The sequence below is a fragment of the Leptospira wolbachii serovar Codice str. CDC genome (assembly GCF_000332515.2).
Classification (GTDB): Bacteria; Spirochaetota; Leptospiria; order Leptospirales; family Leptospiraceae; genus Leptospira_A; species Leptospira_A wolbachii.
In genome coordinates this window covers 1,585,425-1,607,900 of the sequence record NZ_AOGZ02000014.1, presented here as the reverse complement: position 1 = coordinate 1,607,900, position 22,476 = coordinate 1,585,425, and the positions used below count along the sequence as shown (strand labels likewise).

Sequence of the window (22,476 nt, the reverse complement as noted above, 5' to 3'; positions counted from 1 at the left end):
AGTAACGCTATTATGAAATTCAAATTTCCCGAAGATCAGTTGGTGAACACTCCCGAAGGGAAAGTACCTAAATTGTATAGTTGTGCCGAATGTCGCAGCGGTGCTGGCCTTGATTTTTCTTTTACGATGGCTTTTCAACCCATTGTGGACTGGAATCAAAAAAAGGTTTATTCTCATGAGGCATTGGTGCGAGGAACTTCAGGAGAATCTGCCTATTCGATTCTTTCTCAAGTTAATGCAACTAACAGATATCAGTTTGACCAGTCCTGTCGAATCAAAGCCATCCAACTCGCAAGCCAGTTACAAATTCCCTCTTACTTAAATATTAATTTTTTACCCAACGCCATTTACCAACCTGAAACTTGTATTCGTACAACTTTAGAAGCAAGTCGTGAATTCCAATTTCCACTCAATCGGTTGGTGTTTGAGTTAACCGAAGGGGAAGAAATACAAGATCACGACCATATCATTAAAATCTTTAAAGCATACAAACAATATGGTTTTTTAACTGCAATAGATGATTTTGGTTCTGGTTATTCGGGACTCAACCTACTGGCAAAATTCCAACCCGACCTGATCAAACTAGATATGGAGCTAATTCGAAACATTCATTTGAATCCAGTGGCTCAAAAATTAACCAATGCGATAGCGGGTGTTTGTCGTGAAGTCGGAATTGCCGTTATTGCGGAGGGAGTAGAAACAATTGAGGAATTAAAAGTTTTAGTAGATATGGGAATTCATCTCTACCAAGGATATTTATTTTCTAAACCTGCCTTTGAGTCGGCAGGTGATGTAAATTTTCCCAACATTTAGATCATAAAACTTTCTATCTCTCGTCTAGGGGTATCATATTCATAAGAACTCCTGCCCATTCGTGCAATCAACTGGATTTGATCCTTGGCCTTTAAGCCAAGTATCGTCTTTAGTTGTTTGGTGAAGACTCGGCTTTCTGGATAATCTTCAACCGATTGGTTCATGGTGTGGAAGGCAATGTTACGCACCGCACAGGCTAATGTCAGTCGCATAAAATCCCTTCCTGTTTCGATCCAAGAGCTCTCTTCATCGGATCCTTCCGTGATAAAGAAAACCAAGGCCTTGGAAGAATACACTTGGTTTTGGAACATTTGGATTCCCGTTTCTTTAGCGGATTCAGAATGCCAAGCTTCTTTGGATAAATCCACAAAGAATGTTTTGGCAAACCAGAGTTTGATTCCCGAAAGTCCATTGCCCTCGAGTGTGAGTCCATCTCGTTTGTTATAAATGTCTTCTTTGGAAACACGAAACCATTTGCGGTTTAACTCATTGGATACAGTGCGATTTGTTTCCATGGCAAAAGCAGAATCAAGTAAAGGAAGGATGGATTCTAATTTTTTTGGATCATTGAGAAAGAGTAATTTATGTTTGGATGGGCCAGTTAACATTTTTAAATCATCTATTTCTTCGTTGGTAAGCAGTGCACCTGAATAAACAGACTTATTCATTCGGCGGTTGGGAACACCGGCAAATAAAAAGTCGTGAACACATTTGGACTTGGGAGAGATTTCAAATTTTGCAACGGAGTTTAGGTGAAAGGTTTTGGAACTAGGTTTTCCTTTGGGGAAGTAAGTAATCTTCGTATCAAACATAAGTTTATCGGCCGTTAGATGAGCTAACTCCAAAAAAGTCCCTTGGGTATGAAAGAATTGGCGGTTTAGGGAATCAATTTCTGGAAGTTGTTTTTCTCCATCCCCAAAAAGTAAAAATTCCGAATCCGATATTCGTTTCATTTTCCAAGGCTGTGAATTATGAGAATTGGGGGCAAGGAGGGCTGTGATGAGGATTTGGTCTAAGGGTTTGGAAAAACCCAGGGACTCCGCATACCCGAGGGGGTCTTTTCTGTGGAGGGCCGAATCCTCTGCTCCATAAGCATACAAGTCATTTCGGATTGTGGACAGGGAGACCAAGGCACCGGAGGCAAAACTGTTAAATAGAAATCTTTTTCTTGTGAGCTTCATAATTTTCCCATTTCTGGTTTTAGACCTTAATTGAATGGGAGTCTAACCTTAAATGTCAACCAACTCTGAACCTTTTTCCATTGATATCGTATCCGATGTAGCTTGCCCTTGGTGTTATGTAGGAAAAAAGAAACTGGAGTTGGCACTCCAAACCGTGGGAGATAAAATCAATCCACAAGTTCGCTGGAGGCCGTTTCAATTGTCTCCCGAAATTCCAGAAGCAGGAATCGATTATAAAGAACACCTAACACAGAAATTTGGAAGTTTAGACAGGTTGGATGGGGCTTGGCAAAGGCTTACCCAAATTGGAAAGGACGTTGGCATTTCTTTTCAGTTCGATGCGATTCCTAAGGCTACAAATACATTAGTGTTACATGCACTTGTTGCTGGACTTTCTAATTTGGAAGATCAAGCGAAGTTGGTTGATTTGTTTTTTTCTGCAAACTTTACCGAGGGGAAAGACCTCACTGACAAAGAAATTATTTGGAAAGTAGCAGAACCTGTTTATAAGGATCGTATCAAGTTTGATGCTGTGTTTGCAGATCCAGAACTCAAAGAACATATCCGACAAGAAATATCCTATTACCACCAAAATGGAATTAGCGGTGTTCCTTATTTTATTGTTGGAGGGAAGTATGCTGTGAGTGGGGCTCAAGATACGTCGGTTTTTGTGGAAGTGATCGAAACTGTATTAAAAGAACGCGAATCAGAAAATCCAAGTCAATAAATTTCCATTTCACCTTGACCACGCATTCAAAATCATTAGGTTGATTAAAATTGAATTATATTTATGAAAAAAATTATCCATTTCTTCGTCTATAAACCATTAGTTGCTAACTTGGTTTTTATCTTTTTGTTCCTTGCGGGAATGATCTCTGTGCTTTCTATGAAACGAGAAGCATTTCCGAGAGTAAATTTTCGTCAAGTGCGCGTTCTTACTGTTTATCCTGGTGCCAGTCCTGTGGATGTGGAAAAAAAAGTAACCATTCCCATCGAAGAAAAGTTACGTGAGGTAGAAGGTCTCGACTCTGTTCGTTCTATCTCTCGAAACTCAGAATCCGATATCAGTATCAAAATCGATTTAGAACATAATAATCCAGATGGTGTTGTGAACGATATTAGGCGTGCTGTGGACCGCGTTACCAATTTACCATCAACAGTAAAAGATAGGCCGATCGTTACAGAACAAAAGAGTTCCAACTTTCCCGTGTTAGAGATTGCGATCCATGGTGCTATGGATGAGATGGAACTTCAGGAAATGGGACGTTTCATTGAAGATGAAATGCGTAAAGTCTCAGGGGTATCTCGAGTGGATGCTTTTGGAAAACGAAAAGAAGAGTGGCGGATTCGTGTGGATCCTGATTTAAAGAAACGATACACTCTTGGTTTTTCCGATATCATCAATGCCATTTCTAAACGAAATATCAGTGTTCCCGCGGGATCTTTTTTACGCCCCATCACTCAAGACATTCGTGTGACCGGTGAAATAAGCGAAATCAATGATATTAAAAATATTCCCATTCGTTCGAATGAAACAGGAAATACGATTCTTTTATCACAAGTTGCCAATGTAAAAGATACTTACGAAAGACCACGGGTGGTTGCCATTGTGAATGGAGAACCTGCTTATGTTCTTCAAATCATCAAAAAAGATAGTGCAGACATCATTCGCACAGTGGAAGCCGTTCAGGGACGAATCGCAGAATTAAAAAAACAAATTCCGGCTAACATTCAATTTACGGAGCTAAACAATGAAGGGGCACGTGCGATCAAACGATTGGATGTGGTGATTACCAATTCCTTACAAGGTTTGTTTTTGGTTGTGGTAGTTCTGATTCTATTTTTTAGTTTCAAAGATTCACTTCTCACAAGTCTTTCTTTGCCATTGACTCTATTTGCAACTACCATTGCTTTTCCTATTTTTGATGTTTCCTTCAACTTAGTGTCCATGCTTGGGATTATTATATCTCTTGGGATGCTCGTTGATAACAGTATTATCATTTCTGAAAATATCTATAAACATCGATCCAGAAAAATGGATTCAAAGGAAGCCGCAGTTCTTGGTGCCAGTGAGTTATTTGTTCCCATCATTGGATCTTATCTAACAACGGTAGCTGCCTTTTTGCCAATGGCATTTATGTCGGGCATTATGGGTAAATTTATTTGGCAGATTCCCTTTATGGTAATTGTTGCTTTGACTTTATCCTTATTTGAATCTTTTTTATTGCTTCCGGTCCGGTATGCACAGTTCACGTCGCATGAAGTCAAAAAACGTTCCAAACACCGTGATAAGTTTCGTGCGATTTTAGACAATGGATTTGAATCTCTCAAGTCTGGATTCACACGTTTCATCACAAGGGTTGTCAAACGTCCATTCCTTACCTTAGGTTCGATTCTCATTGTCTTTTTGTCTTCTTGTGGACTTGTCGGACTGATGAATTTCAATTTGTTTCCGAAGGAAGGGATTGATTATGTTTTGGTGCGTGCGGAATTTCCTCCTGATTTTTCTTCTCAAGAGACCGCAAAACAACTGCAATACTTCCAACCAATTTTAGATAAAATTCCAAAATCAGAAGTTCAAAGTATCATTTTAAAAATTGGAATCCAACAAACAGATCCTACTGATCCACTCACACGAATTGGAGAACAACTTGGAATGGCTCAGATCATTTTGGTTCCGGAAACAGAACGAAAACGTACAGCCCAGGAAATTTTTGGTGAATTAGAACCAGATTTAAAAAAACTTCCTAATGCGGTTTCTGTGATGGTGGATTTGGTTGTGAACGGCCCACCAATTGGTGCTGCGGTAACAGTCGCAATCGAAGGTCGTGACTACAAAGTTTTAAAACAAATTTCCAATGAGATGCAAGGTTTCCTTAAAAAACAAGAGGGTGTGATCAACATCAATGATGATTACAAACCTGGTAGAGAAGAAATTCAAATTCGAGTTAAGGATACGGCATCAGCCATTACTGGAATTGATACGGAAATTACCGCTTACTATGTTCGCACTGCAATGGATGGACTAGAAGCATCTAATCTTCGTAAGGGGAAGGATGAGGTTCGAATCATAATCCAAAACGATGATAGGTTTCGAGATGGAATCGAAGATTTGGATTCAATTCAGATTTCGAACAAATTTGGTCTCCTAACACCGATTACGGCAGTCACTACAAAAACGACTGTCCAAGGGATAGAAGCTTTATATCATAATGACTATGAAAAAGCAATTACTGTCCTTGCTGATGTCAATGAGGCCATTACAAGCTCATCCATTGTGAATGGAAAAATTGTAGATGAGTTTGGAAACATTGGTAAAAAGTATCCGGGTTATAAAATTAAATTTAGAGGAGAACAAGAAGAAACGGCCAAATCCATGGTTTCACTTCTAATCGCAGGAGTTCTTGCACTCTTTGGAATTTTTGCTATCCTTGCGATCATCTTTAATAGCATCAAAAAACCAATTCTCATTTTACTCTCCATTCCCTTAGGATTTGTGGGTGTGGTATTTGGATTTTTGATTTCTGGTAAGGCACTTAGTTTTCTTGCAATGATTGGTATCATTGGTCTTGCTGGGGTGATTGTAAACGCATCCATTGTACTTGTGGATACCATTCAAGAATTCCAAGCAAAAGGAGAAGGGTTGTATGAGTCTCTCATCACCGCTTCAGCAGAACGGTTCCGACCCATTTTAGTAACCACCATGACTACCATGGCAGGTATGATCCCAACAGCCTATGCGATTGGTGGATCGGATCCTCTTCTCATTCCGATGACCCTTTCCTTAGCCTGGGGACTTGGATTTGGAACCTTTGGATCCCTTATCTTTATCCCTGCAAGTTTCTCTGCTTATTACAAACTAAAGAAAAGAACTTAATAAAAATCTTAGTAATGCATCAGGACATCTTCGGCAAAACCGAGGATGTTCTCGAGTTTCAGTTTTTTCCCGTTATCTAAAACTACAGTTCCATTAAATTTTCCAAAAACTTGGTGTTGGTTTGTTTTAATGATTAAAAAATTCATATAAGATTTTCTATCTACAATGGGAGTAAAATCCAATTCCAAACGATTGTTATTGGATGTGAATTTCCATGGAGCCATATAGTTTTTGGTATCCATGATAAAATTGACTTCATCCAGTTTATGAATTTTGCCATCGTAAAGGATTGTATTTTCAGACGCTGGTGTTCTATCGGTAAACCCATATCCTAAATTGAGACCAAATGGTTTTCCTCCAATCCAAGTGGATACAGAACTCCAATACCATCTGTTTTTATAAGTCCATACACCTCGGCCCCAATCCAAGGCACCAAAATCTTTTTTGGCATCAAATTGATACTTAGTGTTCCCAACTTGCACTTGGCCCGTAGCAGGCATACAATTGATTTTAGTATTATAATAAAAAGCTTTTCTGTTTTCTTTCCATGAAGTAGCGATATTCATCGATTCCATTTTTGGTTCAGTGAGTTCGATTTTTCCTTGGATTCCTTTGGCACCATCTGGTGCTTCAAAGGTTTTGGATTCAAATTCCAAAATTCGTTTTCCTTTGATGACTTCAAAGCGAAGGCGAAGTTTTTTGTCCTCAAACTGAACCACTCCGCTACTATTCACACGAGGGAATCCTGTTTTCCCTAATGGTAGGACAGAAAGTGTATCAATTTGTTTGAATGTTCCTTTTTTAAAATCCAAAAAACAAATGGCAAATAGGCCCGCATAACCCAAATCAGATGCAGTGATTGTAATTCCAAAATCTTTAGAAGGGGACAGAATCGAATAATAATCCCATTCCTTTATCCTTAGTGCGGAGGCTGCAATACTTTCGCGATTATAAGTCCAAAGAGGGGACCGTGCCCAACCTTCTTCCGTGAGGGTTCCGTCAGATTTTAGTAGAGGGATTTGTTTTTTGATCTCAGGCATGAACCGATTTAAAAGGATTTATAACTTTCGGCTAGAAGTTTTTATCCGATTCGGTAAGAGCGAATTGACAGGAATTGAATTCCTTTGCAGACTCGGTTTCGCTTACGCACCACAAACAAGGAAAAACGAACCATGAGTCAATCCATTCCAAAAGAGCTAAATTATGAGTACGACTTTATAATCGTTGGGTCTGGTTTTGGAGGATCCGTTTCAGCCTATCGGTTGTCTCAAAAAGGTTATAAAGTTTTGGTGATTGAGTCGGGAAAACGATGGAAAGCTACAGACTTTCCCAAAACCAATTGGAGTCTTCGTAAGTACTTGTGGATGCCGAAATTAGGTTTTTATGGAATCCAAAGAATCAATTTACTCAATGACTTCTTACTTGTGAGTGGATCGGGTGTTGGAGGTGGTTCATTAGTATATGCCTGTACCTTGTATGTTCCTTCCTCAAAAGTATTAAATTCACCTTTGTATTCAAAAATGGGTGGGGAAAAAACTTTATTACCATATTATGATGTTGCCAAACACATGCTTGGTGTGACTGAAAATCCACAACTTTGGGAACCAGATCAAATTTTGTTAGAAACAGCAAAAACATTCGGTAAGGGGGATACATTCCGTAGAACTCCTGTGGGAATTTATTTTGGGAATAAAAAAGATCCTAAGGATCCATTCTTTGGTGGTGATGGACCCGACCGCGATCCTTGTAATTTCTGTGGTGGTTGTATGGTGGGTTGTCGTCATAACGCAAAAAACACTTTGGATAAAAACTATTTATACTTAGCAGAAAAGTTGGGAGCCGCTATCCTTCCTGAAACCAAAGTCACATCCCTCATCCCTATCAATGAAAAAGGAATTCCAGATCCAGAAGCCAGCGGTGCATTTGGATATGAATTGGAAACAAGGAGCACAACCGGTTGGTTTGGTTCTCCTAAACGAAAATTTCGTTCTAAACAAGTGGTTTTATCTGCTGGTGTGATGGGAACCGTTGGCCTTCTACTTAAGATGCAACAAGAAAACAAAATGATTCGTTTGTCTGAGAAGTTAGGTGATACAGTCCGAACCAATAGTGAAACTGTTTTGCCAGTCACTGTTCCTGCAAGTAAGGGTGCCGATTATTCCAAAGGGATTGCCATTACTTCGTCTGTCCATCCTGATGAAAATACACATATCGAACCAGTTCGGTATTCGAAGGGATCTGATTTTTTTGGAGTCCTTGCTAGTGTGATGACGGATGGAGGCGGAATTTTTCCAAGACCACTCAAATTCTTTTGGACTATGATTCGCCATCCTTTATATTTTTTGAAATCTCACAATCCTATTGGATTTGCAAAAAATTCTATCATTTTACTTGTGATGCAAACAGTTGATAATAGCGTACGACTTGTACGAAAAAGACGGTTTATATGGCCTTTCCAAAAAACCATTACCTCTGCCCTATCAACCGGGGAGCCAACACCTACATACATTCCCATTGCTAATGCCTTTGCTAGAAAACTAGCCGAGATTGTTGGTGGGATTCCAAGAAGTTCTTTTAATGATACACTGCTCAATGCTCCTTTGACGGGTCATATTATGGGAGGATGCGTTGTTGCTGATTCGCCTGAACGCGGAGTGATCGATATGGAAAACAAAGTGTTTGGTTATGAGAACCTACGTGTTTGTGATGCCTCCATGCTCACAGTCAATTTAGGAGTGAATCCAAGTTTGACCATCACAGCCCTCTCCGAACGAGCCATGAGTTTGGTTCCGACAAAAGACAAAGCCCCAATTCAATTTTTAACGTTTGAAACTAAAAAGGGTTTTGATAAAATCATTGGATCTCTTCCTAAAAAATCTTCCGTTAAAAAATCGACGCAAGTGAGTAAACGTAAAATCTTAACCTAAATGAGTTTGATTGACGTTGCCAAATCGGGAAGTATCGAAGAATGGGAGAGTGAGATTCGTGCGGGAGCCGACCCCAATGAATTAGATTCCTATGGAACTAATCCTCTTTCTTGGATGTTAAAGATGGAGAATGTGGATTTGTTTCGACATGCCATTTTAAATGGAGCCGATCCCGCATTTCCTTATAGAACTCCCGGCAATGTCATCTTCGATGTGATAGGCCAAAACAAAGAATCCTTTTTACATATCCTTACGGAAACGGTTGCAACTTGGAAAAACTCATCTCATCTTCTTACCCGAGACAAAAATGGAAACACCATCTTTCATCTCTCTGTCCTTGAATCCGCCGAACCACTTTGGGAAGTCCTTGCAGAATCTTTAACAGAAGAAGTTCTTTCTTTACGCAATGAAGAGGGACGATCGGTATTTTTAGAAGCGATCACGGAAGACCGTATGGAGATCGTTACGAATTTATTTCATAAATTTCCTAAAATCATAGAACACAAAGACAGTGAAGGAAAATCGGCACTTCATTTAGTCGCAGAAAGAAATTTATATGATCTATGTTCTTATCTTTTGGAAGAGGGAGATTTTTCTTTAGAGACAAAAGACAATATGGGAAACACCGCTTTGTTTTTAGCAGCATCTTCCGATGCGGTGGAATGTTTGATAGACCTACTAGACGCAGGTGCAAATCCCTTTGTTTGGGGAGAGAATGAAGAATCCATCACAAGGCTTTTGGACCGAGAAAAGTTTGGCCATTGTTTGAAAACTTGGAAAGACTTTGTGATCCAAAAAGCAATCCTCGGTGCTGGTTATTCCCACCGAGAAGAAATGATCGACTACATCAAAAGAGAGAAACCTTTCAAACCAGAAGAATTAACCAAAGCAAAGTTAGTCGACCTGATTTGATTTTATCAGGTCAAATTTTGTTACTTTTGCGGAGTCGAATTATCTCCTAAAAATTTGGGCCCATAATTTCCTTCGCGGTCCGTGTGGGAACGTTCGGTCTTCGGACTTTCAAAGGTATAATGTTGTTCGATATTGGTTTTGAATGGTGCATTTTCTGGAGATTCACCGTATTGGTGGAGTTCTCCAATTCTTAAATCTGACCGAGGGTGTTTCCCGAGTCTCCCTTGAAACCGAAAGAAAGAGGAAAGTTTTGGATCCACCTTATGGTGGCCGTCAGGGTCTTTGTCTGCTGTTTGGCCTATCCAACCTGGTTCTTCCCAAGCCACAAGCCTTTCGATCCTTTGTTTGATCATGCCGCGAGCATCGACAAAACGAGTTGGTTCAGGGATATCTTTACATTCGCAATCATCTAAAACTGTTGATTTGTCGGTGATTCCTGAGCCAATTTTAACATTTGTTAAAGCTTTTTCAGAAAGATCTTTGGGAAGAATGAGAATAGAGTTTTCCGGATCGAAACTAGGAAACACATCCCAAGGATCAGATATATAGTTGAACAATGCATTTCCTGCTTGAAGTTTTACAGTATAACCACCATAAGCCGACGTTGGATTTCCCCCGTCTGATCCCATATTTCCTTTTGCCACATAAAGGATCGGATGATTTTTTAAAGAATTGATATTTCGAAAATCTGTATCGAGTAGGATATGATCATGTCCTGTCAGTAAAATTCGTTTTGGTTTGCCTTCCTTTGAGATGAGGAGGGCATAGGATTCTAAATCTCCTTGGTGGATATTGCCGAACTTGGTTGGTCCTTCATTCCAATCATACCAAATCCAATAGGAGATGACCATATCTCCATTTCCCACTTCATACCAATAATTACTGTCATCACGAAATCCAGGTAGGGCAGTAATTTGCGTTCCCGAAACAGTAGTCTTCGCATAACGAACATGATAGTACAAATGGGTTTGTTTCTCCGTTTCTCTTAGGTCAGGAAATTCCACATAGTTCCAAGTGGTTTGGCCAAGAGATTTGCGACGAATGTCTTTACCTGGAAGACTGTATTCTTTCGACTGAAAAAAGTTTGCATACTTTTCGATATTAGTCGGTAGGTATTTTTTATCTTTATGAAAGACAAGGATGGGGGAAAACTTATATGCTAGCTCTTCTTGTTTTCGATTTGGAATTACGTTCTCTTGGCTTACAAAGGTAAACACATGAGTTATTTTTGGATTCTGTATAAGCGAATCTGTATTTTGAATCCAATAGGGATTGTGGCCAGGGGAATATTTTCCATACACTTTTTGAATCCCTTCTAAGCGAATGGAAAGATGTGTCCATGTTTTTGGTAACTCTTGAGAGAAAGTGATTTGGTCTGCAGTGGAGCCAATCGGACGACTGGTTGTTTGTGTATTGATGGACACGGGTGTATAACAATCTTTGGCCGTTGGGATCGGGCAAAAATAAAACTTTAAAGAGTAGGATATCTTTTCGCCTTTCAGTTCTTTGGGAATGGATTTGAGTTCAAAATGAAACAGAATGGATTTAATAAACGAAGATTCTGATTCTTTTTCTTTAGAACTAGAACAGGAAAGAAAAATTAGAAATAATACAGCTAACGTATAGTAGGTGAATTTGTTGGTGGTTGGTTTCATTTTGGTTTTTTAGGGCATAAAAAAACCCCTGTTTCCAGGGGTTTGGTTTGAGATGAGACGAAAAGATTACTCTGCGTCTTTTTTTGCTTTTTTCTCTTTTTTGGCTTTCTTAGCTTTTTTAGCCTTCTTTGCGCCATCTTTGTTATTCTTTTTCTCTTTTTTCTCACCGTCTTTGTTATTGATTTTTTCTTTTTTAGGTTTAACGGTTTCTGAAGCCTCATCAGCTTGCATCGTAGGTTCTTCGTCTGCTTCTGTTTGTGCAAACAAACCAAAAGTGCTGAAAGAGAAAATAGAGAGAATCACAAGAAATTTTTTCATTTTTTACCTCGTATCGAATGTGCACCTATTAGATACTATTTGGACGATTAGACAATCGTAAATTTTGTGATTTTTGTGAATTATTTACCCACACAGAATTTACTAAAAATTCTGCCTAGGATTTCTTCGTTATCAACATGACCGTTGACTTCACCAATTTCCTTCAGGGAAGAATTGATTTCTTGGATATAAATTTCTGCTGGGGCACCATCTTCCATAAGATGAATGGCTTCTGATAAACTAGATTCAATTTTTTGAATGTGATACCTTTGTCTATCTTCTAATAAAACTACATCTTCCGCACTATCTTGAGATGTGAGTTTTGTTTTTAAAAGTTCTAATAAATGAGGAATTCCCACTTTTGTTTTACAAGAGATTTCCGTAATCTCTAACTCAAATTCTTTTTGTAGGTCGTCCAATTGATTTGAATTCCAATCATTTTGTTTTTCATCAATTTTATTGGCTACAAGGATGGAACCATGGAGTCTTTCTTTGTGTTTTGTTAAAAACGAACTTTTGTCGAATGGTTGGGAGGTATCAATCAGAAGTAATTTTACATTGGCACTGTCGGCTTCTCGTTTGCTTCGTTCTATTCCCATCTGTTCAATGTTATCTGATGTTTCTCGGATCCCGGCCGTGTCCACAAGTCGAATGGGGATTCCATCCAAACTTAATTCTTCGGCTATATAATCCCTAGTCGTACCGGGAATGTCAGAGATAATCGAACGGTCCTTTCCAATAAGTAAATTCATTAAACTCGATTTCCCCGTGTTAGGTTCTCCAAACAAAACAACAGTTGATTGTAAAATGAGAGTTTCGGCCCGTTCCGAATCTTGGATCAATTTGGAACAAAGATTCTTGAGTGAGATCATCCGATTTTTTCTTTCTTCCAAACTTTCAAAGGTAAGGTCTTCTGTAGAAAAATCAATTTCAGCTTCGCATTCCGCTTTGAGTGAAATCAAATCACTTCTAATTTTGGAACTTAATTTTGTAATTTCACCAAAGACATTTTTTTGAGCCAATTCCAATTCATATCGAGATCGTGCTTCGATGAGTCGACCGATGGCTTCTGCACCAGACAGATTGATTTTTCCATTCAGATAGGCCCTTTTGGTAAACTCACCCTTCTGGGCTGGGCGCGCTCCCTTCTCAAAAAGAATTTGTAAACCACGTTTGAGTAGGATGGGGTTCCCATGTAAGTGGAACTCTGCTAAGTCTTCACCTGTGTAAGAGTTAGGTGATGGAAAATAGAAAAATACAATTTGGTCTAGAGGGTGTTCCGTATCTACGAAATCGCAGAAAATAGCAGTTCGCCTTTGGTTTTGAATAAATTCTTCGGTGAGAGGAGATCCGTTCTTTTGAAGAACGGAGAGGGCAATGGGCAATACGGCAGAGCCCGATACCCGAAGGATGCCAATCGCTCCGGGACCTGAGGCAGTGGACAATGCCGCAATGGTATCAATCAAGATCTTCTTGGTCTACTCCGTCTGCAAAGTCTTCTACAGGAAGGCCTTTTTTAGAAGGATCTTCCAAATCTTTGTATTTATGTTTTTCTTTTGCAGAGATAACTCGAACTCTTTTGAAAGTTCCATTTCCTTCCGATCTTGTGAATACTCTTTCGTCCTCTTGGATTGCCATGTGAACAATTCTTCGTTCAAAAGGATTCATTGGATCTAAAAGTTTGGATCTTCCTGATTTGATGACCGAGGCAGCGACAGATTTTGCCAATCGAATGAGAGATAACTCGCGTTTGTCGCGGTAAGATTCAATATCCAAAACAATTTTTCTGTTGTGGCGAATTCTTGGGTCTACCATCAGATTGAGAAGGAATTGAAGTGAATCTAAAGTGCCCCCTCTTTTTCCAATGATGAGTCCAGATTCTTTACTTGTAAGTTCGACATAGATTTTTCCATCTACATCACCCATTCCTACTACTTCCGCAGGAATTCCCATTTTTTTCAAAATGGTAATGATAACTCCGTGGATGATTTTTTCGGATGGGATATCGTTGTTAGCAACAAACGCGCGTACAACGGCTGGTTTTTTTTGTGTGATTCCCAAAAATCCGGATTTTCCGGAATCAACTACTTCGAATCGTAAATCGCCTGGTTGGAGACGAAGAGTTTCTAAAGAATATTCTTCCGCCTCACTTTTAGTTTTTCCTTCGGCTTCGAAAATGTAATTATTCATCTGTGATCTTCCTTGTTAAACAATGATTTCATTTTTTCTTTTTGTTCTGGTTTCTAAATCCAGGTCGGGCTACCGCAGATGCGTTGTTTGCTGGTTCGGGCCCATTATTTTTTGGTTTTTTGTCTTCTGATTTTCCAAACTTGTTTGTATACACTTGTTGGGCAATGGATAAGATGTTTTGCATTGTCCAATACATGGTCACACCGGCAGGCATTGACCAGAAGAAGTATAACATGATAACAGGCATCATATACATCATCATCTTTTGGTTCGGGTCTGTAGACACTGTTGTCATGCGAGACTGAACTACTTGAGTTGCTACCATGATCAGTGGTAAGATGTTGATAGCAAGAGCTCCAATAAAAGCTAACTTGGGAGTTGTATAAACCGTGTCTGGTTCACTTAAATCTTTGATCCAAAGGAATGGAGAGTTCCAAAGATCCACTGTATCAGAAAACGCAGTATAAAGCGCGATAAAGATAGGAATTTGGATGAGCATCGGAAGGCAACCCGCCATTGGGTTTGTTCCGTTCTTTTTGTACAACTCAACGGTTTTTTCTTGTTTGAGTTTTGGATCATCTGCATACTTTTCGTTGATGAGTTTGATTTGCGGAGATAACTCTTGCATCTTCTTCATTGACTCCGCTTGTTTTTTGTTCAGCGGATAGAATGCTAATTTGAAGAGGATGGCAAAAATAACAATGGCCCAACCGTAGTTAGGAATGACCAAATAAATCTTTTTTAAGATCCAAACAATTCCGTTTCGAAGTGGGGTTGTAATCCCTTGGTTGAATGATTTGTCGAGTGAATCACTGAGACCAACAAACGCAGAGTCTTTATTGATTTTTGGATCAAGTTTACTATCTCTAAAAGCGGTTCCGTCAAGTTCACGAACTCCGACATAAGCCGCATAATCCAAGTTTACTTCTTCACCAGGACCAAGTTTCCAATTGTCATAAACAAGAAGAACTCCCGTTTCATTTCCTTTGCGGTTATCGAGAAGGACTCCCGCCGGGTTATCATTTAACGGATCGATGACCCCAATGAAGTAACGGCTTCCGGTTCCCACAAAGTCCACTTTATCGTTAGAACCTTTTTTGATTTCGTAACGAGTGTCTTTTCCTTCATTGGAACCGAATAGGTTATCAAAAAATCCTTGAGTGCTTGTTCCGTCTACGTGGTCCTTAAAACTTCCATCTAAATAGTAATAACGAAAGTAGTGTGCATTGTCCCTATCATTAAAGTCTTCTTTTTTCTTAAGCACTGGACCAAGGGAACTAAACGATCTAAAATATACATCCGACTTAGATGGAGAAATATTGATGGTTTCGTTAGTTCTGTTTTTTAGAGTTAAATGAAATTTAAAATAGTTTTCAGAAGGGAAAAACTGGAATTTCTTTTGGATTGTAAATTTACCATCTAACGAAGGTGCTTCGAAGATAACAGTTTTTGTATCAGCATTGTAACTTGAGCTAAAGTTTACTAAGTTGTAAGCAGAAAAAGGAACTGTATCTTTATCTTCAATAATGTTAAAATCAAAACCTTGTCCTCTAGTGAGTTCAACAGCCTTTTCTTTTTTTCCATCAAATTCGATTTCAAACTTAGGATCTTTCGCAATAGCAAATTCTGAACCGTCTGGTTCTTTATGGTCTTTGATATAGTATTCAGTGATTCGGCCACCTAAACTAGAAAAATGTACCAGGAAGGAATCTGTTTTTAGAGAAAACGTTTTTACATCTTCTGTTTTTACAGGATTTAACTTAGTGGTTTCTGTGGTTGGTTTTTTTAGTTCTGCTTTTGGATCCGCAGGATTCCCTGCCTTTGTCTCTTTGTCTGAGTTTTCTTTCGAAACTTCGTCTACGACTTTTGGTTTTGGTGTTTGTGGGGGAAAGAAGAAATAGTTTATACCCATCCATACTGCTAAACTTAAGAATAGCGCGAGGAATAAACGACTTTGTCTGTTAGTGGAATCATTTTGCATAAGTTAACTCTTGTTAAAGGATTTCGGTAATGGGTCATGCCCGCCTTCGTGATAGGGGTGGCATTTAGAAATTCGAACAACACTCAGAACAAACGCTTTGTACCATGGGTAGGTCTCAAAGGCTTCTTTGGCGTATTCAGAACAACTTGGGGTAAATCGGCAAGCCGGAGGCAATAGGGGGGACAGCAGTTTTTTGTAGAGGTAAATAAGAACCAAAAACAGCCGATTCATGGGAATTGTTTTAGAACCGAAAGGAAAAAAACCTCTCGGTCTTCCTTAGATAACTTCGCAAATCCTACCTGCGCCAATAGAGCGTAATCGTATCCTATTGGAAAAGCAGGAAGATGTTTCCGAACCAGTTCTCTCAGGATTCGTTTCGAACGGTTGCGTTCAACGGCTGTTTTGTGAGTTTTATCGGGACAAAATAAAAAACTGGCAAAAGGAAGGCCGTTTTTTCGAACAAGCCATCGCATCGGTGGCCTGCCCATTTTACGATTCTGACGAAAGAGTTCCTGGATTCTGGTTGGGTCGTGAAGAGTCTCCGAAGGAAGCTCCTAAATTAGAACTTTCTCCCGATTTTTTCGTCGGAAACAGTCAATTTAGCGCGTCCTTTTCTTCTTCTGGAGGCTATCACATTTCTTCCACCTGGGGTAGCCATTCTAGTTCGGAATCCGTGAGTTCTCACGCGTTTAATATTACTCGGTTGGTACGTACGTTTCATGAAACACCTAATTTATCTATATATGATCGCAAAAATATGAGGTCTTTTGAAAGGTTTTTGGTACCCTCATGGAAGTCAAGGGGAATTGGGAAAAATGATTGGACAGCGACTTTCTTATGAGACATAAGGTAAAAACTTTGGCTCAGGTAAGTGACTTTCCTTTCGGGCAACTGTTCCTGGGTGATTTGCTTTCTAGGGAGCTTCGCCAGATGAGGAAAACAGCCTTCTATATTTTCTTGGTTCCAATTGGCAAAAATCCCTGTCATTTCAAATGGAGACAGATCCAAAACCTATCCTTATTTTTACTTCTCTGCTTCTTTATTGGTTGGAAACCACTTCTTTCTGAACCAACCCAAATCAAAGATCAGAAACAGATTCTCTCCGATTCCCAGAACGCCAGCAATTTTCAGACGGCCCTCACTGAGTCCGTTCGGTATTTTGAAAGAATGCCAGCAAATACAAAAATTCGTTTGGGTGAGGTTACGTATTCAAAATCGGAGATGGTGGAATCGTTATTGGAACTGAAAAAAATAATGGATTTATCTTCTTTGGTGGTAGACGAGAGCCTACTTAAAAAACGATTTGAACTAAAAGACTTAAGTCCTTCTGCGGGATCACCAACTATAACAGGATATTATGAAGTACGAATTCATGGAAGAACGAAACCTGAAGGTGAATATCAATATCCAGCTTTATCTCCACCCGTATCGAATCCAAATAATATAACTTCAGAAAATCCTATTCACTTTCTTCGAGAGCGATGGAAAGAAAAATCTATTTGGGAAAAATATTCAAAACCAATTGTATTTTTACGTTTGACCGATTTGCATTTAGCACAATTGGAAGGATCAGCTTTGGTTCAAACAGAAACAAACGAATCCTTTCGGATCAATTATGCAGCAGACAATGGTCAAAATTATATTAGTCCTTCCGTTTATCTGAAAGGAATCTGTCCTAGTTTAAAACCATACCACTTATCCAATTGTATCCAAACAAAACCGAAAGAAGTGACGGAAGCAATTTTTAAAAACCCAAGATATATATTTTTTGAGAAAGAAACACATAAAATTACGGAAGAGGACCTTGGGCCATTGGGAAGTGCTGGAATTCGCTTGGTTCCCTTTCGTTCCGTTGCCATGGACAAACAAATTCCCTTAGGATTTCCTATCCTTCTATCTTTTGAGTCGAGTCATGTGCAAACAAACGATCGTTTGGTGTTTGTTCACGACCGCGGAAATGCTATCTCAGGTGAGGGCAGATTGGATTATTATTTAGGAAGTGGAGTAGGAATTGAAGAATTTGCCAACAATTTGCTAACTAAAGGAAAAGTTACCTTGTTACTTCCAAAAAAGAAAAACAGAGAAGAGAAAAGAAAATAAAAAATAAATTCGAAGATTATTGGTCCTTTTTAATTCCATGATAAAAAATTTCAAAAAGAGTTTCGACTTCTTCTTTTGGATCCATTGGCAATTTCGGGGCCAGAACAAATTTAGTAATGAGTAAACTTGCCCCTAAACTAAAAGAATTTCTTACGATTTGATTAGGATCTAAATCCTTTCTGATTTCTCCGATTTCCTGAAAGTAACGAATGGCCTCGAGCGAGGTATCATATAAATTTGTTTTCCAGAGATTTCCAAAAATTTCAGAGAATTCTTTGGAGAAAAGAAGAGCACCGAGCAGAAGTTTTAGTTTTTTTGGTTCTTTGGATACCGCTTCCCATCGTGCTTTGAGTATGGAAATATACCAGTCCTTGAAGTTTGGTTTCAGTGATTGTAATCTTTCTTTTAGGTCTGACATATGACCGGGAACAATTGTGGATAATAGTAAACCTGACAAAATCCTTTTGTATAAATCAAACTTAGAAAGAAAATATTTAAAAAGCGTACGTTCTGTAACACCAGCCCTTTTGGCTAATTCCGCAGTTGTGGCACCGGCAAAGCCAAACTCTGCAAAAACATCTTCCGCTGCCATGACTATGTCCTGTTCTTTCTCCGATTGCGGATTTTCGTAAGCGCTAAATTCGTTTTGTAGTAGTTTTAAGGTCAGTTTCATCAATATCCATTCGGCTCTTTTGAATCATTTTTTACCTCCCGTCAGATTTTTCGATTGATTTTTTGTATAGTAATCACTTTACATGGAAAATATTTAAGTATAGCGTTTACTATACTAGGGAGATTGGTATGAAAAAGGTTAAATTGGGACTTTTGCCAAAGTTACAAATTCATTGGAATCGGAAGTCTGTGGATTCGGCAGAATCTGGAAGAGAGGTTTTGCCAGATGGACGAATCAAATATTGGATTCGACATGATACATTAAAGGGAATCCATCCTAGAATGTTAGTTTGGTGGTTTCAACATTTGGAAGGGGATATAGAATATGAGGGAGGTGTTTATAATCGGTACCATGTGTGGCATCCCGAAGACCATGTTCATGTAAGTTACGAAAAAAGAAAACCGGATGGAAGTGTAGGGCCAGGTGCTGAACTTAGAATCGTTGAATACTTAGGTAGGCAAAAAAGCTATTTAGTGAATGTAGTGAGTCCGATTGAAAAATTGGATGAGGATGGATTTATTCATAATCCTCGTTTGAATGGGATTTTGCCTATTGCAAGAATGGAATATAGTTTTAAAGAAACCGCACACGGAACCCGTTACGAGAATTGTTTGCTTGTGGGATGGAAAGGTTTTAGTTTTAAGTTGATGCGACCGCTATTTGAATTTTTGTTCTTTGACAAAAAACACGGATTGGCTTGGATCAAACATAACATCGAAGAGGTGGGTCAGTTCGAACGTTTTTTACCTGGTCTCTATAGGAAAGAAAATGAGAATATACGGTGATAAAAAATCTGGCAATAGTTATAAACTAATTCTTTTGGCTTCCTTCTTACAGGTACCTCACGAATGGTAAGACATTGACACTAAAAAGGGAGAAACTCAAACAGATTTATTCTGAATGTAGTTTGCATGCTTCAGCGTCTGTTTCTAGTTCGATGGTTGTATGGATGATTTCAAAATCTAGGGCAACCTTTCGAATTCTCTCTTTTACTTTTTGAAACTCATTTAGTTTTACAGTTTTATCTATCAGTACGTGTAAAGAGGCTACATGATGATTACCATCTAAACTCCAGATTTTAATATCATGTACGGAGTGAATCCCTTTGATTTTTTCCCATTTGTCGATTAAATCTCTACGATCGATAGATTCCGGAACCGCCTGTAACATGACTACCATCACCTGTTTAATGTTACCATAGGCATTCCATAAGATCCATAAAGCAATTGCTAGCGAGAGCAAAGGATCAAACCAAGGGAATGTAAAATACATCATAACAATACTTCCGATAAGAACTGCGACCCATCCAAGTATATCCTCTAAAAAATGTAGAAAAACTGCTTTCTCTGTTAATGATTTACCATGATTCAATCGGATCATGGCGGCTCCATTGACCACAACGCCAACGATTGCCAATACAAACATAATATCAGCTTTGGTTTCTTCTGGAGTAATGAATCTTTTAATTGATTCAATGATCATAAAAATAGATCCAACAGAAAGAATGACAGAAATAATAAGTGCACCTAATATTGAGAATCGTTTGTAACCATAATCAAAATAATTGTCTTTCGGTTTTGTAGAAACTTTTTGGAGATACCAAACAAGGGCAAGAGACAATGCATCACCAAAGTCGTGAAAGGCATCGGAAATAATGGCGATACTATTGGAAAAAATTCCACCTACTAACTCTAAGAGCGAAAAACTTAAGTTAAGTGCGAACGCCCATGCTAAGTTTTTAGACGAGGATGAGGTATGGTGGTGGTGATCGTGCGAGTGATGGTCGTGATTAGAATGATTATGACCTTGTCCCATAGAGGATATAATTTCAGATTAGTTTTTTCCCTGCAACTAAAGAAAGAGTCGAAAATAAAGTAGATTCGCAGATTTGCTTATATTCAATCAAAAAGAATCTGTGGCCTTGAGTATAGATACCCTTGGACAACGTGACAAGAGGTTTGTTTGAGACGGAGAAGTTGTTCTTCGTTTTCAATACCTTCTGCAATGGTTTTGAGCCCTAATGAATCAGCTAAATGGCAAATGGATTCTAAAAGCAGAAAGTTTCGATCAGAACATGCAATGTCATCTAAAAAAGATTTATCAATTTTTAATTCATCAAATTGTATTTTTTGCATATAATGAAGGGAGGAGTAACCTTTTCCAAAATCATCCAACGATACAGAGATTCCTTTCGATCTGAGTTCGGATACAATTTCTTGGATGGTTTCTATTTCATCTAAGAATACATCTTCTGTAATTTCGAATATTAAAATTTTTGGATCAATCTTGTGATCTAATAGATAACGAATGATGTACTCGTTGAAATTTGGATATAAAAAGAAGATAGGTGAAATATTGATAGAGACTTGAATTTGTTTTCCAAAAGATTCTAATAAACGAGGAATATGAGAAATTACTTTTTCAAAAATACATTTTCCAAACGGAACAATTAACTCAGATTTGGTGATGATGGGTATAAATTCATCGGGAGTTATATCTCCGAATTCGGGTAGACTCCACCTGGCGAGAGCCTCAAGTCCCACAGTTTGTTTAGAAGTAATGTCGACTTTTTCTTGGTAAGCTATCTTGAAGTTGTTTCCGTTGATTGCCTTCTCCAAATAATTCTTTAATTTTTGTTCTCTTTCAATCTTCGACTCCATTCCTGTTTGGAACCAAACCAATTTTGTTAAAATTCCATCTCTTGCCACATTCATCGCTATAGAAAGTTTGCGTATAATTTCATCTAGATGATTCGCATCTTGGGGAAACTGGATTCCTGAAACTCTATATTGTAATCTATGTCCTAGCCGTTCTGGCGTTAATAATTCGTTATTGTTGAGATCAAATTTAACGATTGCCTCTTCGATTTTGGTTTTGCTTGAGTTTTCGATCCAGAGTATAAATTCGTCGCCACCCAAACTCGCAACCAGTATGTCTGGTTTTTCATCAGTAAATAATTTAAGCACACATCCTGTTAAGGTAAGGATTTGGTCCCCAAATCCGATTCCATGTAAAGCATTGATTACCTTGAGTCCCTTTAGATTGATCAAAAGTAGAAATGATTCTGATACACCTGAGTTGATTCTATTTTGAATTATTTTTTCAAAAAGATGTCTGTTTGGTAGATGTGTTAATGAATCATAAAACGCTAGTTTATCGATATGTTTCTGAGATTTTAATATTTTGCTTCTCGACTCTTTGAGATAAATTATATTTTTAATTAATTTTGATCGTAGTCTTTGGATTAAAAAACCAGTTAAAACAGAAAATAGAATTAAACTGATAGAATTAAAAATCCATTCTCTAGGATTATTATTTCTAATTCCTAATGAATTCGGGAATTGAATCCATGAAAAATAAACGAGTCCACCAAATAATGCAGGAAGTAACGATACAAGGAGCGAAGAAATTAAACTTAAGATGGGCGGAAGAAAAACAAAAAAAGAAACAATCATAAATGCTATTGAAATTTCTGCACTACCCAAAAGGCCGCTTCTCATATAGGACAATACAGAGATAAATATAGTTGTACAGATTAAACTAAAAACACGAATGATTAATGGTACTTTGTTTTTTAAGAGAAATTCTAAAAAAAGAATCGCAGCAAAGCTGAGGTCTACGGTAAAAAAAAGATAATCAACTTCCCCTTGGTGTGTTAAAAGGGGTACAATATGTAAGCATGCTGCAACGACAAACAAACCTGAGGCGGCCAAAAGAAACCTGCGAAGTAGAGGACTTGTGTCCTTTCGGAACTTCGTCCAGTAGACATATTTATGTTTATCTTTCAGCATTTGCTTTTTATTGGACGAATGAAACTGGTCCCAAGAATCCTTAAAAAAGCCTTTCCTT

At 38.4% G+C, this 22,476-nt stretch carries 19 protein-coding genes and 1 pseudogene; 7 read left to right on the top strand and 13 right to left on the bottom strand.

What is annotated here, in order from left to right; genetic code table 11:
- Window positions 1-12 precede the first annotated feature (12 nt).
- The gene (locus tag LEP1GSC195_RS12930) at window positions 13-813 is read left to right on the top strand and encodes an EAL domain-containing protein (protein WP_015681094.1); all 801 of its coding nucleotides are present in this window, start codon (window positions 13-15) and stop codon (window positions 811-813) included.
- Here the strand turns inward: LEP1GSC195_RS12930 and LEP1GSC195_RS12925 are convergent.
- The gene (locus tag LEP1GSC195_RS12925; protein ID WP_015680681.1) at window positions 810-1,994 is read right to left on the bottom strand and encodes an Acg family FMN-binding oxidoreductase; all 1,185 of its coding nucleotides are present in this window, start codon (window positions 1,992-1,994) and stop codon (window positions 810-812) included. The genes LEP1GSC195_RS12930 and LEP1GSC195_RS12925 overlap by 4 nt on opposite strands.
- Before the next feature lie 52 nt (window positions 1,995-2,046).
- Between LEP1GSC195_RS12925 and LEP1GSC195_RS12920 the strand changes: the two genes are divergently transcribed.
- Together LEP1GSC195_RS12920 and LEP1GSC195_RS12915 are read left to right on the top strand one after the other, a co-directional pair.
- Window positions 2,047-2,721 (top strand): DsbA family oxidoreductase, encoded by a 675-nt coding sequence (locus tag LEP1GSC195_RS12920; protein WP_015681881.1) that lies wholly within the window; start codon window positions 2,047-2,049, stop codon window positions 2,719-2,721.
- A gap of 63 nt (window positions 2,722-2,784) precedes the next feature.
- Window positions 2,785-5,871 (top strand): efflux RND transporter permease subunit, encoded by a 3,087-nt coding sequence (locus LEP1GSC195_RS12915; protein ID WP_015681326.1) that lies wholly within the window; start codon window positions 2,785-2,787, stop codon window positions 5,869-5,871.
- Between the two features lie 8 nt (window positions 5,872-5,879).
- Here the strand turns inward: LEP1GSC195_RS12915 and LEP1GSC195_RS12910 are convergent, their stop codons facing one another.
- Window positions 5,880-6,911, bottom strand: a complete 1,032-nt coding sequence (locus LEP1GSC195_RS12910) for a DUF2804 domain-containing protein (protein ID WP_015681167.1) — start codon at window positions 6,909-6,911, stop codon at window positions 5,880-5,882.
- A 132-nt stretch (window positions 6,912-7,043) separates the two neighbouring features.
- On the opposite strand from LEP1GSC195_RS12910, the gene LEP1GSC195_RS12905 reads away from it, so the two are divergent.
- Both LEP1GSC195_RS12905 and LEP1GSC195_RS12900 read left to right on the top strand, forming a co-directional pair.
- Window positions 7,044-8,798, top strand: a complete 1,755-nt coding sequence (locus tag LEP1GSC195_RS12905; RefSeq protein ID WP_015681487.1) for a GMC oxidoreductase — start codon at window positions 7,044-7,046, stop codon at window positions 8,796-8,798.
- Window positions 8,799-9,710, top strand: a complete 912-nt coding sequence (locus LEP1GSC195_RS12900; protein WP_015682470.1) for an ankyrin repeat domain-containing protein — start codon at window positions 8,799-8,801, stop codon at window positions 9,708-9,710.
- 20 nt (window positions 9,711-9,730) lie between these two features.
- Here the strand turns inward: LEP1GSC195_RS12900 and LEP1GSC195_RS12895 are convergent, their stop codons facing one another.
- The 8 genes and pseudogenes from LEP1GSC195_RS12895 to rpmH all read right to left on the bottom strand — a co-directional run bounded on the left by LEP1GSC195_RS12895 (window position 9,731) and on the right by rpmH (window position 16,575).
- The gene (locus tag LEP1GSC195_RS12895; RefSeq protein WP_015680510.1) at window positions 9,731-11,365 is read right to left on the bottom strand and encodes a hypothetical protein; all 1,635 of its coding nucleotides are present in this window, start codon (window positions 11,363-11,365) and stop codon (window positions 9,731-9,733) included.
- Between the two features lie 66 nt (window positions 11,366-11,431).
- A complete protein-coding gene (locus LEP1GSC195_RS12890; RefSeq protein ID WP_015681480.1) occupies window positions 11,432-11,683 on the bottom strand; it encodes a hypothetical protein in 252 nt (83 codons plus the stop codon).
- A gap of 80 nt (window positions 11,684-11,763) precedes the next feature.
- Window positions 11,764-13,149: a tRNA uridine-5-carboxymethylaminomethyl(34) synthesis GTPase MnmE gene (gene mnmE, locus LEP1GSC195_RS12885; RefSeq protein ID WP_015681855.1), complete on the bottom strand. Its 1,386-nt coding sequence runs from the start codon at window positions 13,147-13,149 to the stop codon at window positions 11,764-11,766.
- On the bottom strand, window positions 13,142-13,873 hold the full coding sequence (jag, locus tag LEP1GSC195_RS12880) for an RNA-binding cell elongation regulator Jag/EloR (protein WP_002972218.1): 732 nt from the start codon (window positions 13,871-13,873) through the stop codon (window positions 13,142-13,144). Before jag ends, mnmE begins: the two co-directional genes overlap by 8 nt.
- A 28-nt stretch (window positions 13,874-13,901) precedes the next feature.
- Window positions 13,902-15,854, bottom strand: a complete 1,953-nt coding sequence (gene yidC / locus LEP1GSC195_RS12875; protein WP_040506710.1) for a membrane protein insertase YidC — start codon at window positions 15,852-15,854, stop codon at window positions 13,902-13,904.
- 3 nt (window positions 15,855-15,857) lie between these two features.
- Window positions 15,858-16,085 carry a membrane protein insertion efficiency factor YidD gene (yidD, locus tag LEP1GSC195_RS19565; RefSeq protein WP_084597409.1) on the bottom strand — a complete coding sequence of 76 codons (228 nt, stop codon included), beginning with the start codon at window positions 16,083-16,085 and terminating at the stop codon, window positions 15,858-15,860.
- A pseudogene (locus LEP1GSC195_RS12870) lies at window positions 16,082-16,387 on the bottom strand (ribonuclease P protein component); the annotation flags it as partial. The gene yidD and the pseudogene LEP1GSC195_RS12870, both read right to left, overlap by 4 nt.
- Before the next feature lie 26 nt (window positions 16,388-16,413).
- Window positions 16,414-16,575, bottom strand: a complete 162-nt coding sequence (rpmH, locus tag LEP1GSC195_RS19560; RefSeq protein ID WP_002977245.1) for a 50S ribosomal protein L34 — start codon at window positions 16,573-16,575, stop codon at window positions 16,414-16,416.
- 209 nt (window positions 16,576-16,784) lie between these two features.
- Here rpmH and LEP1GSC195_RS12860 point away from each other — a divergent pair, with 209 nt between their 5' ends.
- A complete protein-coding gene (locus tag LEP1GSC195_RS12860) occupies window positions 16,785-17,954 on the top strand; it encodes an MltA domain-containing protein (protein WP_015682542.1) in 1,170 nt (389 codons plus the stop codon).
- A 16-nt stretch (window positions 17,955-17,970) separates the two neighbouring features.
- On the opposite strand, the gene LEP1GSC195_RS12855 is transcribed toward LEP1GSC195_RS12860, so the two are convergent.
- Window positions 17,971-18,627 carry a TetR/AcrR family transcriptional regulator gene (locus tag LEP1GSC195_RS12855; RefSeq protein ID WP_015681018.1) on the bottom strand — a complete coding sequence of 219 codons (657 nt, stop codon included), beginning with the start codon at window positions 18,625-18,627 and terminating at the stop codon, window positions 17,971-17,973.
- Window positions 18,628-18,755: 128 nt separating this feature from the next.
- Between LEP1GSC195_RS12855 and LEP1GSC195_RS12850 the strand changes: the two genes are divergently transcribed.
- Window positions 18,756-19,412, top strand: a complete 657-nt coding sequence (locus LEP1GSC195_RS12850; protein WP_015681506.1) for a DAPG hydrolase family protein — start codon at window positions 18,756-18,758, stop codon at window positions 19,410-19,412.
- Between the two features lie 106 nt (window positions 19,413-19,518).
- Here LEP1GSC195_RS12850 and LEP1GSC195_RS12845 read toward each other — a convergent pair whose 3' ends face one another.
- On the bottom strand, window positions 19,519-20,442 hold the full coding sequence (locus LEP1GSC195_RS12845) for a cation diffusion facilitator family transporter (protein WP_015681720.1): 924 nt from the start codon (window positions 20,440-20,442) through the stop codon (window positions 19,519-19,521).
- Between the two features lie 83 nt (window positions 20,443-20,525).
- Entirely contained in the window at window positions 20,526-22,418 is a 1,893-nt protein-coding gene (locus LEP1GSC195_RS12840; protein ID WP_015682297.1) for a putative bifunctional diguanylate cyclase/phosphodiesterase, read from the bottom strand.
- Window positions 22,419-22,476 lie beyond the last annotated feature (58 nt).